The organism is Pseudomonas sp. 3B-A001-10F (genome assembly GCF_056313565.1).
In genome coordinates this window covers 50,163-67,162 of record NZ_JBQYFW010000023.1, presented here as the reverse complement: position 1 = coordinate 67,162, position 17,000 = coordinate 50,163, and the positions used below count along the sequence as shown (strand labels likewise).

Annotated in this window: 18 protein-coding genes; 9 read left to right on the top strand and 9 right to left on the bottom strand. The window is 59.5% G+C overall.

Annotated features, from left to right (window positions below; translation table 11 throughout):
• Nucleotides 1-319 precede the first annotated feature (319 nt).
• The 4 genes from AC0ZWN_RS19975 to AC0ZWN_RS19960 are packed head-to-tail and all read right to left on the bottom strand — an operon-like array spanning nt 320 to nt 4,561.
• Entirely contained in the window at nt 320-1,285 is a 966-nt protein-coding gene (locus tag AC0ZWN_RS19975; protein ID WP_476336236.1) for a GGDEF domain-containing protein, read from the bottom strand.
• Nucleotides 1,286-1,340: 55 nt separating this feature from the next.
• Nucleotides 1,341-1,919 carry a hypothetical protein gene (locus AC0ZWN_RS19970; protein WP_093442488.1) on the bottom strand — a complete coding sequence of 193 codons (579 nt, stop codon included), beginning with the start codon at nt 1,917-1,919 and terminating at the stop codon, nt 1,341-1,343.
• Between the two features lies 1 nt (nt 1,920).
• The gene (locus AC0ZWN_RS19965; protein WP_257355389.1) at nt 1,921-4,083 is read right to left on the bottom strand and encodes a xanthine dehydrogenase family protein molybdopterin-binding subunit; all 2,163 of its coding nucleotides are present in this window, start codon (nt 4,081-4,083) and stop codon (nt 1,921-1,923) included.
• 22 nt (nt 4,084-4,105) lie between these two features.
• Nucleotides 4,106-4,561 carry a (2Fe-2S)-binding protein gene (locus AC0ZWN_RS19960; RefSeq protein ID WP_003224136.1) on the bottom strand — a complete coding sequence of 152 codons (456 nt, stop codon included), beginning with the start codon at nt 4,559-4,561 and terminating at the stop codon, nt 4,106-4,108.
• Between the two features lie 266 nt (nt 4,562-4,827).
• On the opposite strand from AC0ZWN_RS19960, the gene AC0ZWN_RS19955 reads away from it, so the two are divergent.
• A complete protein-coding gene (locus AC0ZWN_RS19955; protein WP_476336234.1) occupies nt 4,828-5,667 on the top strand; it encodes an alpha/beta fold hydrolase in 840 nt (279 codons plus the stop codon).
• Nucleotides 5,668-5,837: 170 nt separating this feature from the next.
• Here AC0ZWN_RS19955 and AC0ZWN_RS19950 read toward each other — a convergent pair whose 3' ends face one another.
• On the bottom strand, nt 5,838-6,230 hold the full coding sequence (locus tag AC0ZWN_RS19950; protein WP_476336232.1) for a GFA family protein: 393 nt from the start codon (nt 6,228-6,230) through the stop codon (nt 5,838-5,840).
• Between the two features lie 631 nt (nt 6,231-6,861).
• On the opposite strand from AC0ZWN_RS19950, the gene AC0ZWN_RS19945 reads away from it, so the two are divergent.
• From AC0ZWN_RS19945 to AC0ZWN_RS19935, 3 genes are all read left to right on the top strand, one after another.
• A complete protein-coding gene (locus tag AC0ZWN_RS19945; RefSeq protein ID WP_257355393.1) occupies nt 6,862-7,227 on the top strand; it encodes a DUF6124 family protein in 366 nt (121 codons plus the stop codon).
• A 145-nt stretch (nt 7,228-7,372) separates the two neighbouring features.
• A complete protein-coding gene (locus AC0ZWN_RS19940) occupies nt 7,373-8,284 on the top strand; it encodes a carboxymuconolactone decarboxylase family protein (protein ID WP_476336230.1) in 912 nt (303 codons plus the stop codon).
• A 130-nt stretch (nt 8,285-8,414) separates the two neighbouring features.
• Nucleotides 8,415-9,083, top strand: coding sequence for a class I SAM-dependent methyltransferase (locus AC0ZWN_RS19935; protein WP_476336228.1), 669 nt, complete (start codon nt 8,415-8,417; stop codon nt 9,081-9,083).
• Between the two features lie 153 nt (nt 9,084-9,236).
• Here AC0ZWN_RS19935 and AC0ZWN_RS19930 read toward each other — a convergent pair whose 3' ends face one another.
• Nucleotides 9,237-9,488: a transmembrane sensor/regulator PpyR gene (locus tag AC0ZWN_RS19930; protein ID WP_476336226.1), complete on the bottom strand. Its 252-nt coding sequence runs from the start codon at nt 9,486-9,488 to the stop codon at nt 9,237-9,239.
• Between the two features lie 313 nt (nt 9,489-9,801).
• Between AC0ZWN_RS19930 and AC0ZWN_RS19925 the strand changes: the two genes are divergently transcribed.
• From AC0ZWN_RS19925 to AC0ZWN_RS19905, 5 genes are all read left to right on the top strand, one after another.
• A complete protein-coding gene (locus AC0ZWN_RS19925; protein ID WP_160040761.1) occupies nt 9,802-10,305 on the top strand; it encodes a VOC family protein in 504 nt (167 codons plus the stop codon).
• A gap of 35 nt (nt 10,306-10,340) precedes the next feature.
• A complete protein-coding gene (locus tag AC0ZWN_RS19920; RefSeq protein WP_476336225.1) occupies nt 10,341-11,174 on the top strand; it encodes a helix-turn-helix transcriptional regulator in 834 nt (277 codons plus the stop codon).
• Between the two features lie 191 nt (nt 11,175-11,365).
• Nucleotides 11,366-11,668: an ArsR/SmtB family transcription factor gene (locus AC0ZWN_RS19915; RefSeq protein ID WP_077572353.1), complete on the top strand. Its 303-nt coding sequence runs from the start codon at nt 11,366-11,368 to the stop codon at nt 11,666-11,668.
• Between the two features lie 61 nt (nt 11,669-11,729).
• The gene (locus AC0ZWN_RS19910; RefSeq protein ID WP_476336224.1) at nt 11,730-12,713 is read left to right on the top strand and encodes a zinc-dependent alcohol dehydrogenase family protein; all 984 of its coding nucleotides are present in this window, start codon (nt 11,730-11,732) and stop codon (nt 12,711-12,713) included.
• 22 nt (nt 12,714-12,735) lie between these two features.
• Nucleotides 12,736-13,044, top strand: a complete 309-nt coding sequence (locus AC0ZWN_RS19905) for an antibiotic biosynthesis monooxygenase family protein (RefSeq protein ID WP_320336593.1) — start codon at nt 12,736-12,738, stop codon at nt 13,042-13,044.
• 121 nt (nt 13,045-13,165) lie between these two features.
• On the opposite strand, the gene AC0ZWN_RS19900 is transcribed toward AC0ZWN_RS19905, so the two are convergent.
• The 3 genes from AC0ZWN_RS19900 to AC0ZWN_RS19890 all read right to left on the bottom strand — a co-directional run bounded on the left by AC0ZWN_RS19900 (nt 13,166) and on the right by AC0ZWN_RS19890 (nt 16,935).
• Entirely contained in the window at nt 13,166-13,753 is a 588-nt protein-coding gene (locus AC0ZWN_RS19900) for a LysE family translocator (RefSeq protein WP_476336223.1), read from the bottom strand.
• A gap of 333 nt (nt 13,754-14,086) precedes the next feature.
• Nucleotides 14,087-16,324 (bottom strand): ATP-binding protein, encoded by a 2,238-nt coding sequence (locus AC0ZWN_RS19895; RefSeq protein WP_476336222.1) that lies wholly within the window; start codon nt 16,322-16,324, stop codon nt 14,087-14,089.
• Nucleotides 16,321-16,935, bottom strand: coding sequence for a biliverdin-producing heme oxygenase (locus AC0ZWN_RS19890; RefSeq protein WP_476336221.1), 615 nt, complete (start codon nt 16,933-16,935; stop codon nt 16,321-16,323). Before AC0ZWN_RS19890 ends, AC0ZWN_RS19895 begins: the two co-directional genes overlap by 4 nt.
• Between the last annotated feature and the right edge of the window lie 65 nt (nt 16,936-17,000).

Here is a 17,000-nt window from a genome sequence, read left to right as displayed (position 1 = left end):
CTGACCGGACGCCTTCGCGAGCAGGCTCGCTCCCACATGGATTTGTGGTGAACCGGGATGTTTTGAACACCGAAGGACCCGTGGGAGTGAGCTTGCTCACGAAAGCGTCCATTCAGTCAACTGATCATGGCCTGATCCAGCGCTTTCGCGAGCAAGCTCGTTCCCACATGGATTTGTGGTGAACCGGGATTTGATAACACCCGACCCCCCTGTAGGAGTGAGCCTGCTCGCGAAAGCGCTGGGTCAGGCAATGAAGAGGTTGATGGCCGGACGCTATCGCGAGCAGGCTCACGCCTACAAGCGATCTACGGTGCATTCGCTAACAACGCTTCAAGGCCTGCTTGTGCACATACATCGCGCTATCGGCATCCGCCAGCAGCCGATCCACGGTCTCATGGCGCTTGGCGTCATATTCGATCTGACCCACGCTAAAGCGAATCGCATAGCCCCGGTGCAACGTGGCATTGCGCTCTTCGAGAATATCCTTGAGCCGCGCCATGATCGCTGTGGTTTCGACATGGCTGGAGCCGGTCAGCAGCGCAACGAACTCATCGCCACCGAGCCGCCCGACCACATCACTCTCGCGGAAGGCGATGCGCAGCACGTCGGCAAAAGTCTTCAGCGCACTGTCACCCTCGGCATGCCCATACAGATCGTTGATCTGCTTGAAGTCATTGAGGTCGAAAAACAGCAAGGTCGCCGGCCGTTCCAGCCGTGCGCAGGCGTCCAGCGCATGCTGCGCCAGTTGCTTGAAACCACGGCGATTGGACAGCAACGTCAATTCATCCATGCTCGCGATCTGCACAGCGGCCAACTCTTGCTCGGCCATTTCCGCCAGATCACGCAACAACGCGCGCTCTTCCTCGTCGAGGTCGCGGGGCTTGGTGTCGATCAGGCACAGCGTGCCCATTTTGTTGCCATTGGGCACGGTCAGCGGGTAACCGGCGTAGAAACGAATGTTCGGCGCGCCCGTCACCAACGGGTTGTCATGGAAGCGCACATCCTCGCGAGCGTCCGGCACCAACAGCAGGCCGTCGTTAAGAATCGCATGACCGCAGAACGAGACATCCCTCGGTGTCTCGCTGACATCCAGGCCCACACACGATTTGAACCACTGCCGATTGGTGTCGACCAGCGTTACCAGGGCGATCGGCACATTGAACAGGCGTTTCGCCAACCGTGTCAGTCGGTCGAAACGTTCTTCAGGGGCGGAATCGAGCAGCTCAAGACCGTGCAACGCTTGAACGCGCGCCGTTTCATTCGCAGGTTTTCCTGGAACCAGCATCAGCACACTCCATTGGCAACAATGCTTCCAAGCGTAGCGCTAATTTGGCAATGGCTCACATTTGCGCCACCGGGCATGGCCCGCCCGCATCGGCCCAGAGCTTGAATTGCGTGACAAAAATATCGTGCGGAACTGGCACCGGCGCGCGCCCTGCCCCGGGACTCCAGCCCCACAGCACCAATTTGTCTTCGCTGACATGCTTGATCAGCGCAGCAAAGTCGCGATCGCCATTGCTCGAACGGTCCTTGATCATCGCGCAGAGCTTGTCCGGTGGCAGGCCGATCCAGGCCATTTTGTGCGCTGCCGGCGGCAGGCTCCAGTGCGGCGCCCCCGGTGGCGCATGCGGGCCGTAACTGGCCGGCGGATTGTTTTCCGCGTGGCAGGTCGCGCAAGGCAAACCGGCCGCGCCCTTGCCGTCCATGCCGCGCACCACGTTCATCGCATGGGGAATGCCGGCGTCGAACTGCAACGGCGAATCCCCGGGAATATGACAGTTCTGGCAGCGCGGACTCTGGAAGACTTTCTGTACGGTGGTGAAGGCTTTCAAGGCTTCCTGATCATCGGCAAACAGATCCGAGGCATAACCGCCCAGCCCCAGTAGAACCACCGTGCCCAACACTAGATGTCGTTTCATCTCACACCCCCGACAGTTGCAGCGGCAACTCGCGCAGACGTTGCCCGGTCAGGGCGAACACCGCGTTGGCCACGGCTGGCGCGGTCGGCGGCACACCGGCCTCGCCGATGCCACCAGGTTTGTCGCTGCTGGGCACGATGTGCACTTCCACCACCGGCATCTCGTTGAGCCGCAGCACCTGATAATCGTGATAGTTGGACTGCACGACCGCGCCATCCTTGAGCGTCAGTTTGCTGTGCAGGGCCATGCCCAGGCCGAAGGTGATGCACGATTCCATCTGCGCGGCGATGCTCTGTGGATTCACCGCGATCCCGCAATCCACCGCGCAGACCACGCGATGCACGCGAATCGCCAGATTGTCCTGCGACACCTCCGCGACCTGCGCCACGTAACTGCCGAACGACTCGTGCACCGCCACGCCCAGCGCATGGCCGTCCGGCAGCGGGGCTTTCCAGTTAGCCTTTTCCACCGCCAGATTGAGCACGCCCAAATGCCGAGGATGATCCTTGAGCAAGGTGCGTCGGTACTCGACCGGATCCTTGCCCGCCGCCGTGGCCATTTCATCGATCAGCGATTCCATGACAAAACCGGTATGGCTATGGCCAACCGAGCGCAGCCACAGCACGTTGATGCCGGTCTGCGGTGAATGCAGATCAACTTGATGATTGGCCAGGCCTTTGACGTAAGGACTGTCGGCAACGCCTTCGACCGAGGTCGGGTCGATGCCGTTTTTGACCATCGTCGCCTCCATCAACGTGCCGGTCATGATCGATTGCCCGACCAGCACATGCTGCCAGCTCGACGGCAAGCCATCAGCACCGAGGCCGATCTTCGCCTGATGCAGAAACATCGAGCGGTAGTACCCGCCGCGAATATCGTCTTCGCGCGACCACACGGTTTTCACCGGCATCGCGGCGGCTTTCGCCACTTGCACCGCCTCGGCGACAAAGTCTGATGTCGGGTTGGCCCGGCGCCCAAAACCACCGCCAAGGAATTCGGTGTGGATTTCCACCTGCTCCGGTTTCAGTCCGGTGATCTTGCCAGCGACCATTTGATCCAGCGTCTGGAATTGTGTGCCGGTCCAGATTTCGCATTTCTCGGCGCTGATCTTCACCGTGCAGTTGAGCGGTTCCATCGGCGCATGAGCCAGATAGGGCACGCTGTATTCGACGTCGATCTTCTTCGCCGCTTTGCCAAAACTGCCCTTGGCATCACCGGCCTGACTCGCCGACGTGCCTTGCGTGGCGGCCAGTTTGCGGAAACTCGCCAACAGTTTTTCGCTGCTCAGGTCCGCATGCGGACCCAGATCCCAATCGACCTTCAGCGCATCACGCCCCAGTTTCGCCGCCCAGTAATGCTCGGCAATCACCGCCACGCCCGTCGGTACCTGCACCACTTTGTGTACGCCCGGCACCGCCAGCGCTTCAGCGCCTTCGAAAGATTTAACAGTGGCACCGAATACCGGTGGGCGCGCGACCATTGCGGTCATCAAGCCTTCAAACTGCACGTCCATGCCGAACTTGGCGCGGCCGGTGATTTTCTCCGGTGTGTCGAGGCGTTTGGTCGGTTTGCCAATGACTTTCCAGTCCTTGGCTTCCTTAAAGGTAATCGACTTCGGATCCGGCACCGGCAGTTGCCCGGCGGCATCCGCCAGCTCGCCATAAGTTGCACGTTTGTCACCGGCAATCACCACGCCCGATTCAGTGCGAATGGCCGATGGTGCCACCTCGAAGCGTTTCGCCGCCGCCTCAACCAGCATCTGCCGCGCGGTCGCGCCTGCCAGTCGATAGCGGTCAAATTCCATCCACGTCGACGTCGAGCCGCCGGTAATCTGCATGCCGCCAAAACCGGGCATGCCGTAATCCGCCGCCGACGCGGGTGAGTGCTCGACGCGGATCTTCGACCAATCGGCGTCCAGCTCTTCGGCAATCAACATGGTCAGGCCGGTCCAGATGCCTTGGCCCATCTCCGAATGCCCCAGCAAAACGGTGACGCTGTTGTCTGCTGCGATGCGCAAAAACGCATTCGGCGCGAAAACCTTGCCTTCATTCTCGGCCGCATAGGCAAACTTGTGGCCGCCGGGGACGACAAACGCCACCACCAGCCCGCCGCCCAACACGGCACTGCCCTTGAGAAAACCCCGACGCGATACAGGACTGTTCATCGCCTATCTCCCACAGATTGAATCAGCCGATTTCCGATGCACGCTTAACCGCTGCGCGAATGCGGGGATAGGTGCCGCAACGGCAGATATTGCCGGAGAGCGCCTGATCGATATCGCTGTCGGTGGGTTTGGGGATTTTCGCCAGCAGTGCCGCCGCAGACATGATCTGCCCCGACTGGCAGTAACCGCACTGCACCACGTCGAGTTCGGCCCAGGCTTGCTGCACCGGGTGCGAACCGTCGGTGGACAGCCCTTCGATGGTGAGAATTTTCTGGCCATGGGCCACGGCGGTCGCGGGCGTAATGCAGGCGCGCAACGGCGCCCCGTCAACGTGCACGGTGCAGGCCCCGCACTGGGCCATGCCGCAGCCGAATTTGGTACCGGTCAGGTGCGCGACATCGCGCAGGACCCAGAGCAACGGCATGTCCGCAGGGACATCGAGCTCCTGATCCTTGCCATTGATATTCAAGGTCAGCATCGGGGAAATTCCTCAGACTCACGGTGTTCTGAAGGGGCGCCGCTGTGGCCAGCAAAGCCTACGCGCGCCTCGGCTTATCCCTTTCAGCAAAGCCTAATTTGCGTACGAAGCCAGACGTTGCGACCACCGGTCATGCAGATGTCGACTTTAATCCTACAGTTGATAACGGCTCGCACTGAGCCTGCACTGTAGAAAACTCGTCATGAGCGAAACCGGTCCGCGATCACCGCGCGGGTTATCCATCAGATTGGTCTGGAGTTGCGAACATGGGATTTGTCACCACCAAAGACGGCGTCGAGATTTTCTACAAGGACTGGGGCCCGAAAGACGCGCCAGCGATCCACTTCCACCACGGCTGGCCGCTCAGCTCGGACGATTGGGATGCGCAGATGCTGTTCTTCCTGGGCAAAGGCTTTCGGGTGGTTGCCCATGATCGCCGTGGGCATGGGCGTTCGAGTCAGGTCTGGGATGGCCACGATATGGATCATTACGCCGACGATACGCTGGCGGTGGTCAATCATCTGGGTCTGAAGAATGTTGTCCACGTTGGCCACTCGACCGGTGGCGGTGAGGTGATCCATTACATTGCCCGGCATGGTCAGGCCAACGTCGCCAAAGGTGTGTTGATCAGTGCGGTGCCACCGTTGATGGTGCAGACCGAGAGCAATCCGGGTGGGCTGCCGAAATCGGTGTTCGATGATTTTCAGGCGCAACTGGCGGCGAACCGGGCGCAGTTCTATCGGGACATTCCGACGGGGCCGTTTTATGGCTACAACCGGCCGGGTGCCACGCCATCGGAGGGGATTATTGCCAACTGGTGGCGTCAGGGCATGATTGGTGGGGCGAAGGCGCATTACGACGGGATCGTCGCGTTTTCACAGACGGATTTTACTGAGGACTTGAAGAAGGTCACGGTGCCGGTGCTGGTGATGCATGGTGAGGATGATCAGATTGTGCCGTATGCGGATTCAGGGCCGTTGTCGGCCAAGTTGCTGCCCAATGGCACGTTGAAATCGTATCCAGGGTTCCCGCACGGGATGCCAACGACGGAGGCCGAGACGATTAACGCCGATCTGCTGGCCTTTATTCGCGGTGAAGATCTGTAAGTTTATGCACTGCACCCTGTGGGAGCGAGCTTGCTCGCGAAAGCGTCATTACTTTCAATATTGATGTCGACTGACACGACGCCTTCGCGAGCAAGCTCGCTCCCACAGGGACTATGTGACATGCCAAAAATCCTCACTCCATTCCAAGTCCCAGAAGTTTTCTGCCCCCTCTACTCCTCTGTACGCTCCGTGCTCTCGCGATCACGCTCGTAGTGGTGAGCCAGTGGCAGCGCCGGCAGCCACGACTCGCGGCGGATGGTCCAGAGTTCGTAGGTGGGTTTGAACTGATTAGGCTCATCCAGCGATCCGACGCTGACCTCTACTTCATCTGCCGAACGCGCGAACACCGGAGAGCCGCAGCGCGGGCAGAAAAAGCGCCCGTTGTAGTCGCGCATTTCGCCGGTGACCTTCAACGCATCCTCGGGAAATATGGCCGAGGTGCCGAACAGCGCGCCGTGGCGTTTGCGGCAGTCGAGGCAGTGGCAGATGCCGACTCGGTAGGGCTGACCTATCACTTCGAAACGGACATCGCCGCATAGGCAACCGCCGGTCAATCGATCCATGTCGCACCTCCTCTTCAGATCCGAAATTACCGATAACCCAGACGACAGCCCTCACCCTAACCCTCTCCCAGAGGTAGAGGGAACTGACCGCGCTGAATGTGCAAGTTGCACCGACTTGAAATACCGAGTCGAACTCAGGTTTGAAGAGCACAAAGATCGGCTCCCTTTCCCCCTCGCCCCCTTGGGGGAGAGGGCTGGGGTGAGGGGGAAAAATCTCACAGACTCACGCAAAACCGAAAGCCGCCACCAACCGGCATTGCTCATGTGTAAACGCCATCCGGTTATCACGTTTAAAGCACATAAACCGTTACGCCATCCTCCCTACAACACCTTGCGTCGTTACCTACGCGTACGCCAGAATCCGCCGGCTTACACGGCTATGGGCCGGGCTATATCGTTGGCCTGTCACTGCAAAACAGTGATCGGGTTTGGTAGCCCGTCTGTAATAGCCGTGTGACGACACCCTGTGCTTTCTCTTTGTGGAGGCTCAGTTCAATGGTGGTCATGCGTGGGGCTCACTCGTGAGCGCCGGGTTCCTATTGCAGCCGGTCTACCAACCCGCGTATGGCCACCACCCACTCGTTTGGTAGCGAGAGTGATGGCTCCTTAAACTGCGATAGGAGTTTCATCCATGTTCAAAATCACGCCAAATCCGCCACCCACCGATCCAATCCCTCACGACCCCGCGCTCAACCCGCAAAAGCTCAAAGAAGCAACCGACCGCGCCCTCGACTACTACCTGCGACCCGAAGCACTGGGCGCTCCGCCAAGCTCACCCAAGTTTCGCCCCGTCTATTTGGTCGACCCCACGCTGGATGAAGAAACCCTGTTGGTCGAAGCCTGTGAGTCGCTTTCCTACGCCCACTCCATGGCCGGTAACATCGCCAACTCGATAGGCGGCCCGGAGCGCAAACCGCTGCTGGCGCTGCAACAGGTGATCATGCTGAACGAGCTGCTGGTCAATCGCCTGCTGGACAAGCTGCGCGTACCAAAGTAGTCACCCAAACGAATGAGTGCAGGGATACCCCTTCACTCATTCCGTGGATTGATGAGCAGAATTCATCAAGCCATCCCGATTTACCCGTCTAGTCCTCACCAGCCACCTCGCTTACTGTGCTCCCCACGCCCAACGGGAGATCGACATGCACAAGCGCACACTCGGCAACCGTTCACTCGAAGTATCCGCCCTCGGCCTTGGCTGTATGGGCCTGAACCATGGTTATGGCCCGACCACGGATACTCAGGACATCGCAGCACCGCAGTGGACGGAGCCCTCCACGATGACCACTGACACACGCAGCAGCGCTGCCCTCCCCGCACTCATGGCGTTCTGCCTGAGCGTTGGGTCGATGTTCAGCGCTACCACTCAAGCAGCCGAGGCACCGCAATCCATGACTACTCCGCAAACCACAGCACAAGCCCTGTCGAGTAAACAACAGACGATTCCACTGATTGCCGCGTTCATGGCGACCAGCGACATGCCCAACCTCAACTCGGCGCTCAACCAGGCACTCGACGCCGGCCTGACCATTAGCGAAACCCGGGAAATTCTCGTGCAGCTCTACGCTTACGTCGGGTTCCCGCGCAGCCTCAATGCCTTGAACGAGCTGATGACCGTGGTGCAGGCACGCAAACAACGCGGCATCGAAGATGCGCCGGGGCGTGAGCCGGGCCGGGCGATTCCAGTGGGGGATGAACTGCTGGCCAGCGGCACCGCGAATCAAACGAAAATTTCGGGCGCCCCGGTCAAAGGCCCAGTGTTCGAGTTCGCCCCGGTTATCAACCGGTTCCTGCAAACCCACCTGTTCGGCGACATCTTCGAGCGCGACAACCTTGACTGGCAAAGCCGTGAACTGGCGACTGTCGGGGCCCTGGCAGCGACGCCGGGCGTGGAATCGCAACTGCGCGCACATATGGCGGCGAGCCTGCGCGTCGGGCTCAGCGCGGCACAGTTGGCCGAGGTGACTGAGCTGCTGAAAAAGCACAGTGATGCGCAAACCGCCGAACGTGCAAACGCAGCGCTGAAAGTGGCTTTGGCGGCTTCGAAAAAATGACCGAAAGATGAACCTGATATCGATTTCTCAAAGAAATCGGCGTTCGGAGCTGTGGTGGATGCGCTGATCTACAAGCCCAGGCTTGCGATCAGCGTCCATACTATGGTTTTTCAAAAGTCGGGAAACCGCCATGCCCTCCCCCGAATCCAGCCTTTTGCAGAGCTGGCACGACAACGCTGATGCCTGGATCGAAGTGATCCGCAGCGGCGCCATCGAAAGCCGTCAACAGGTTACCGATCAGGCGATTTTGCTGGCGATCATGGGCAGGCAGCCGCAGCGCGTGCTTGACCTGGGTTGCGGCGAAGGCTGGTTGTTGCGGGCGCTGGCGGATCGCGGGATTGATGCCGTCGGTGTGGATGGCGATGCGCGGCTTATTGAAGCGGCGCGTCTGGCGGGGGCGGCGCAGGTGCATGTCGCCTCTTATGAAATCCTGGTCGATGGCAAGATCGACATCGGTCGCGACTATGACCTGATCTGCGCCAATTTTTCATTGCTGCATCAGGACATCATTCCGTTGCTTGCGGCGATGAATACGCTGCTTGTTCCCGGCGGGGTTTTAGTCATTCAGACACTGCATCCGTGGGCTGTGGCGGCTGGGGATTATCAGGATGGCTGGCGCGAAGAATCCTTCGCCGGGTTCAAAGGCCAGTGGCAGCCAATGCCCTGGTATTTGCGCACACTGTCGAGCTGGCTTAATGCGCTGGACATGGCCGAGTTCCAACTGGCCAGCCTGCAAGAGCCACAACACCCGCAAAGTCCGCTGCCGCAGTCATTGCTGATGGTTGCCGAGCGCCGCTGACTTCCAGAACACCGCTGATCATTGTAGGAGTGAGCCTGCTCGCGATAGCGGTATTTCAGGCAATACAAGTGCAGACTGTCCCGACGCCATCGCGAGCAGGCTCACTCCTACAGGGTTTTGCGTTGACAACATATCCAAGTAATCCCACAGGAATTATGCGGTTTGCGGGATCATCTGCGGACCACGGATGCGGTATTGCGCCAGCAGGCGCATGACGTAGCCGATCTTGATCAGGGTCGGGCCGAGGATGGTCAGCGAATGCATCGCCACCAGCAGTGCAATCGGCATGTGGCCGTCATAGAGATACGCGCCGTAGATGCCGGCCAGCAGCATGAGCAGACCAGCGACGAGGATTTTGCTCGACAGGTGCAGAACGTTCAGCGGGCTTTCAAAGAAAGTGAGCATGGTGGCGTACTCCTGAGCGGTTCGTTTAGGTCAGTTGAGTACATCAAGTCTCGTGCCAGATTTTTAATTAAATAGAATCAGTTAGTTGCACGATAACAAGTCAATTTGACACAAGCCGGACATAGTCAATTCGACCTGAAACCTTGTCATTACGACTACAGCAAGGCACGAAAGGAAACGCCGATCTGCGGCTCGGTGTCTCCGTCGTCGGGATTTCCAATGCTCGGCAATTGTCGATCTACGGCATCGGCAATCGACCAAGGACTGACTACGCTGTAAATCCTGCGTGTCTAACCTGCCGAGGATGACTGCCATGCAACGCTTTCAAAAACTCACCCCGTGCCTGTGGTTCGACGATCAGGCCGAAGCCGCCGCGAAGTTCTATTGCTCGATCTTCGATCACTCGAAAATCACCGGCCTGACCCACTACAGCAAGGTCGGCCAGGAATTTCACGGCAAGCCGGAAGGTGCGGTGATGACCGTCAGTTTTGAGCTCGATGGCCAGACCTTCACCGGGCTCAACGGTGGGCCGATGTTCAAATTCAGCGAGGCGATCTCGTTCCAAGTCAATTGTCAGAATCAGGAAGAAGTCGACCATTTCTGGGGCCATCTGTCCGAGGGCGGCCCGGTCGAAGCCCAGCAATGCGGCTGGCTCAAGGACAAGTTCGGCGTGTCGTGGCAGATCGTTCCGGTGGCGTTCATGCACATGATGCTGGATGCCGACACCAGCAAATCGCAGCGAGCGATGCAGGCCATGTTCACAATGAAAAAACTCGATATCGCCGAACTCGAACGGGCCTTTGCCGGCCAGAGCTAATACACTGGCGCCCTGGCCTGCCGGGAATAACAACGATGAAACACGCTGCCGCCAAACACCCTGAAAAAGCCCCGCGCTTCTGGCGCGACGCGGCGCTGCCGTTCATTGAAGCGCGGGCCATCGCCGATGGCCGCGAAGTCTGCTACGCCCGGCATTCCCATGCGCATTTTTCCATTGGCGCGATCACCGCCGGGCGCAGTACTTATGTGCATGAACAGGCGCAGTTCGAGGTCGCGGCGGGCACGGTGGTGCTGATGAACCCCGGCGATGTGCATGCGTGCAATCCGATCGATGATCAGCCGTGGTCGTATGTGATGCTGTACGTCGAGACGCCGTGGCTGACGGATTTGCAGCATCAGTTGGGCTTTGCCGGTGATCTTGAGTTTCGGCGTTTTTCCACCACACACCTTGATGACACTGCGCTTTTCAACGAACTGAACGGGCTGTATCAAACGTTGGTCGACCCGCAACAGGATGTGCTGCGCAAACAGAGTGCAGCAGTAGAGTTTTTCAGTGATCTGCAACTGCTCCTCAACCCTGCCGGACCTTCGTTGCGCGAACCCAATTTCAAACTGGAACGCGCTGCCGATTTCATCCGCGAGCACTGCACCGAGGTACTGAACCTCGACGACATCTGCGCTGCTGCACAGCTTTCACCGTCCTACCTGATCCGCGCCTTCAAACAGCATTACGGCATGACGCCCCACGCGTTTCTGGTCAACCAGCGCATCCAGTTTGCCCGCGAGCGTTTGCGCGGCGGGCAGTTGATTGCGGATGTGGCGCTGGAAGCCGGGTTTGCCGATCAGGCGCATTTTCAGCGGGCGTTCAAGCAGCATTTGGCGGCCACACCCGGGCAATATCGCGGCTGACACCTCATCTGAAACTCAACACTGCCCCCTGTGGGAGCGAGCTTGCTCGCGAATGCGGTTGAACAGTCAGCACATCCATTGACTGACACAGCGCCTTCGCGAGCAAGCTCGCTCCCACAGGGTCAGATGACACGTCGCTGGCCAACACATTCAGATATTGACATATCGGTAAATTCCGATATCGTCGCGGCATGGAACTACTCGAAATCTTCAAAGCCCTCTCGAACCGCACACGCCTGGAAATCCTCAAAGGCTTGAAGGATCCCGAGAAACACTTTCCTCCCCAGGACGAAGGTGACGTGCATACGGTGGGTGTTTGCGTCAGCAGTATTCAGGAAGGCGTCGGGCTGTCGCAGTCGACGGTGTCCGATTATCTGGCGACGCTGCAACGCGCCGGCCTGGTCGAAGTCAGGCGTATTGGGCAGTGGACCTATTACAAACGTAACGAAGCAGCGATCAGTGCGCTGGCCGAGATCATCGGCAGCGAGCTGTAATTTTTTGCCCCATGATATCGAGAATTCCCGATATCCCTTTTTACCGAAACGAGGAAATGCAATGAAAGCTATGATCCTTACTTCATTTGGCGGCGCGCAATCGTTCGAACTTTGTGAGGTACCCAAGCCAGTGCCACAAGCGGGCGAAGTGCTGGTACGGGTGCACGCCACCTCCATCAACCCGCTGGATTATCAGGTTCGCCGTGGCGACTATGCCGATCTGGTGCCCCTCCCCGCCATTACCGGGCACGACGTCTCCGGCGTTGTCGAAGCCGTCGGGCCGGGGGTGACGGCGTTCGTGCCGGGTGACGAAGTCTGGTACACCCCGCAAATATTCGACGGTCCGGGCAGTTATGCCGAGTACCACGTGGCGGCCGAAAGCATCGTCGGGAAAAAGCCTGCCACGTTGAGCCACCTTGAAGCGGCAAGCCTGAGCCTGGTTGGCGGAACGGCGTGGGAAGCGCTGGTCGTGCGGGCGGCGCTCAGAGTCGGTGAGAACATTCTGATTCATGGCGGTGCGGGCGGTGTCGGTCATGTCGCAATTCAACTGGCCAAAGCCATCGGCGCGAAGGTCTTCACTACCGTGCGTGAAGGCAATTTCGAGTTCGCCAGGCAGATGGGCGCCGATGTGCTGATCGATTACGAAAAGGAAGATTACGTCGAAGCGATCCTGCGGGAAACCGATGGCCGCGGCGTCGACGTCGTCTTCGACACCATCGGCGGCAACACCTTGACGCGCAGCCCCGACGCCCTCGCACAGCTTGGCCGCGTGGTATCGATCGTAGACCTTGCCCAGCCACAGAACCTGATTCAGGCCTGGGGCAAGAACGCCAGTTACCACTTCGTTTTCACCCGACAGAATCGCGGCAAGCTCGACGAGTTGAGTGCGTTGATTGCGAACGGGCAGTTGCGCCCACACGTTGGCGCAGTCTATGCGCTGGCCGACATCGGCCTCGCCCACACCCGGCTGGAGACGCCCAACAACGGCGTTCAAGGGAAGATCGCGATTGCCGTCGCGCCGTCGCCCGAACTCGCCAATCGCTGAATTCAGTCCCGAGGAGAACATCATGGTTTACGAGATCGCTCTGCTACCCGTTCACAAAGAACAAACTGAAGCGTTTCGGCGTGCGTTTACCGAGGTCGAGCCACTGCTCATGCGCGCGCAGGGTTACGGCGGCCACATGCTCGCGCCAGGGATAGAAACGCCTGAGGTGTTCAATTTGATTGTGCGCTGGCAATCCCTTGAGGACCACTCGCCGGGGTTTGAAGCGAGTGAGGACCATCGGTTGTTCATGCTGGGGCTGGAAGATTATTTTTCGGACGAGCCGAAGGTCTGGCACATCGAAGGTGGTGCGTTTCAGCAGCCGTTCAACTAATCAATCTCTCGGCTACCCACGATCCATTGTAGGAGTGAGCCTGCTCGCGATAGCGGTCTGTCAGTTGCCATTGATGGTGGATGACACACAGCTATCGCGAGCAGGCTCACTCCTACAGGGTTTACGGTAGCAGCAGGTATATCGCGCTGACGGCCAACAATGCTGCCATCACCCGATTGAACCAGCGCATCCCTACCGCATTGCTCAAATACCCACGCAAAAACGTCCCGGCATACGCCCAGCAGCCGACCGACAGATAACAAATCACCAGATACACCGCCGCAAACTGCCACACCAGCCGTGCCTCGCCATCGGCGACAAACGCGCCCATACCCGCGACGCATGCCAGCCAGGCTTTCGGGTTGAGCCATTGCATCACGGCGCCATACAGCATCGATGGCGCCCGCCCTGACTCACCGGCATTCAACTGCCCGTCATCCATGGCCAGTTTCCACGCCATGAACAGCAGAAACGCCACGCCGGCCAGTTGCACCACGCGGGTCATGAATGGCCAGAGTTTCAGCACCTCGTGCAGACCCAGGCCCATCAACACCAGCAACAGCACAAACCCCAGCGTTGCTCCGGCAACATGCCGCTGACTGGCGCGAAAACCGAACTGCGCCCCGGAACTCAACGCGACAATGTTCACCGGCCCCGGCGTGATGGACGCCGCTAGCGCAAACGCCGCCATGGAAACAATCAGACTCATCGCACACCTGCTTCAAATCGAGGAACAAGGTGCTCACGGTAGCGAGCACCTGGTCCTCGGTATTGAAGAAAATGCCCCTGACACACATTTGATCGTTCCCACGCTCTGCGTGGGAATGTAGCCCGGGACGCTCCGCGTCCCTCCCAGAGCCGAACGCAGAGCGTCCGTTGAGGCATTCCCACGCAGAGCGTGGGAACGATCAAACGACACCAACCCCCTGTGGGAGCGAGCCTGCTCCGGGCGGCGTTCCGACGAAAGCGGTGGGTCATTCAGCACTGCATTGCCAGGACGACCCCATTCGCGAGCAGGCTCGCTCCCACATAAAAGCTGTGTTCAGTCCAAACGCGGCACGGTGAAGCGGAACTCGCTGCCCTGCCCCGGCTCGCTCTCGGCGAAGATCCGCCCGCCATGGGCTTCGACGATGCCTTGGGTGATGTACAAGCCCAGACCGGTGCCGGTCGGATTGCCCTCTTTCACCGTCCAGTAACGGTCAAAGACGTGCGGCAGATGTTCCTTGGGAATGCCCTCGCCGCTGTCGCGCACGGTGAAAACGATATCATCGCCGACCGACGTGGCATGCACGCCCACCGTGCCCAGGCGCGGGGTGAACTTGATCGCGTTGCCGACCAGATTGGACAACACCTGAAACAGCCGCTCGGGGTCAGCATGGATACGCAGATCGGGGTCAGCGGCGAAGGAAATGCTGATGTCCTTGTCCAGCGCCAGCGGCGCGAGCAACGCCTGCGCCTCCTCGAACATCTGCGCGACGTCGAGTTTTTGCGGGGTGATGGAGTAACGCCCGGCATCGATTTTCGAGGTATCGAGCAAGTCCTCCAACAGCGTGTTCATGCGCCCGGCGGCCTGCTGCATGGTGTCGATCGCCGTGGAGATCCTGCGCGAAGTGTGCGGGCCGTCGGAGCTGAAAGCCTTCTGCATCATGCCGCAGAGCATCGAGATCACGGTCATCGGGTTACGCAGATCGTGCGACACCACCGCCACCAGCTCATCGCGGGCGCGCACTGCTTCCTGTTCGCGGCGTACTTGCCGGGCCAGATCGTTTTCCAGCGCCGAACGGCGCAGATCGTTGGCGGCAAACAGATCACCGTGGCTCCACTTGGTGGAGATCCCGGCCATCTCGACTTTCCAGATTTCGAACGAAGTGCGCGGGCGCAAGCGCAGGCCGGCGTCGGAGTTTTCCAGGTCCAGCGGCTTGCGCGGGTCGCCGCTCCAATTGATGTTTTCCTTGACCTCGGGGCGGAACCAGAACACGCCGTTGTCCACCGGTTTCGGCAGGCTCATGGCGAGCACGCCGCTGGCCACCTGCTGATACTGCGCGGCCGGCGGGTAGACGCTGGACAGGTGATGACTGGCAAACACTGGCTCGCCGCTGTCCTGCAGCCACTTGTGCAAGGCGCGAATGTCTTCCGGTTCCGGGCAGTTGCCGTAACGGTGCAGTTGTTTGTCTTCGATGATCGCGATGCCGCCGGCATTGGTCAGCGCCATCAACGTCTGCGGCTGATTGGCCAAGCCGTCGAAGACGTTCTGAGGCGAATCGATCATTGCCTGATTGAGCAGCGCCAAGGCTTCGACTTTTTCTTCACGCTGACGGCTGATCTCCAGTGCTTCCATGGCGCTGATCTGCAGCGACAGCACCTGACCGATGGTCTGACACGCGGCGCGCAATTCGTGCGGCACGTGCAGTGGCTGACGATTGCCGCAGCTGATCAGGCCCCAAAGCTTGTCACCCTTGAGCAGGGAAATGCTCATCGACGACAACACGCCCATGTTCTTCATGTACTGGCAGTGGATCGGCGACACACTGCGCAGGGTGGCGAAACTCAGGTCCAGCGGCGTGTTCGTGTCCGGACGCAACTTCGGCACCAGCGGCACCGGTTGGTAGTCGGCATTGGGGATTATCCGCAGCCAGTTGGTGCGATACAACTCGCGCGCCTGTTCGGGAATGTCCGACGCCGGAAAGAACAAGCCGTTGAACACTTCCATCGACGGGTCGGAGGCTTCGGCGATGACCTGACCGTGGCCCTCCTCCTCGAAACGATAGATCAACACCCGGTCGTAACCGGTCATGGCCTGAATTTCCTTGACGCTGATGTCATACAGCGCCTGCAACGTGGTGCTCCCTTGCAGACGCTGGAGCATGCGCCCCAGATGCGTTTGATTGCCGGCGATATTGCGCGGCTGGAAATTTTCCACGTGGATTTCCAGCTCCAGAATCAGCACACCTTGATGGCGGTGCAGCAAACCCTCGAATGCCGTGTCGTTGAGCCTGAAGCGCAGCGGCTGCACATCGGACAGCGACGGTTGCAGTAAAGCTTCGCGCACTTGCGCCGCTTCGGCGTCGCCGATCAGGCTTTCCAGTGGCTGGCCGATCAGGCTTTGCGGCACCCGGGCCAGCAGGCTTTCGACGTTGGCGCTGACCTGAATGATCGCCAATGCAGGTTCGCTCAGGGTCAACAGCAAGCCGTGGGGCTGGATCGCACCGGGGAAACGAATCGGCTCGTCGGCACAGTTGGCCAGCAGTTCTTCAAAGGCTTCTTTGTCTTGCGGGTTCATGCCAGTACCTCCCGGCTTTCGAGCCAGCGCTCGAAACAGCTGAATGTGGTTTGTGCAGCGGTGACGACAGCGCCGCGCTCGGCGGCGCTCATTGGCCGACTGCCGAGGTATTCGATAAAGTCACGCCAGCGCCGCCCCGTGGCGGCGCCGTAGATATCGAGAAAGGCCGCGCCGTTATCGGCTTCCAGGCCTAACCGCGTCGAGATTTCCCGGCGCAGAATCTGCCCGCCGAGCGTCGCCCCCTCGAGGACGTAGAGCACGCCAAGGCAGGCGGAGCTTGAGTCGATGACCGGCAACTGCTCGCACTGCGGCAGGTTTTGCAGCGCTTCGGCAGATACGCCCAGCGCGTGCAGATCAGTGCGCAAGGTTGGCGCTTTGAGTCGAGGCGTCAGATCAAAATCGGCAGGCATTGCATCACTGCGGAGCAAGGCGTTTTCCAGCGGCAGATAGAAGCCGTAATAAGCCTGCATCAACCGCACAAAAGCCTGGGTATCGAGGGTATCGGAGAAAAAAGGAAGGCGTTTTTCCAGTGCGATGTGCAGTTCGGCAGTGCCGGCTCGCAGATCTTGCAGCACCGGTGGCACATAAACTTCACGGGCCTTTGCTTGCATGTAGATCGCTCTTGGTGGGGCCGCCGGGGGCCAAACGGGGTGAATGCAACGTCGGCGAAATTTTA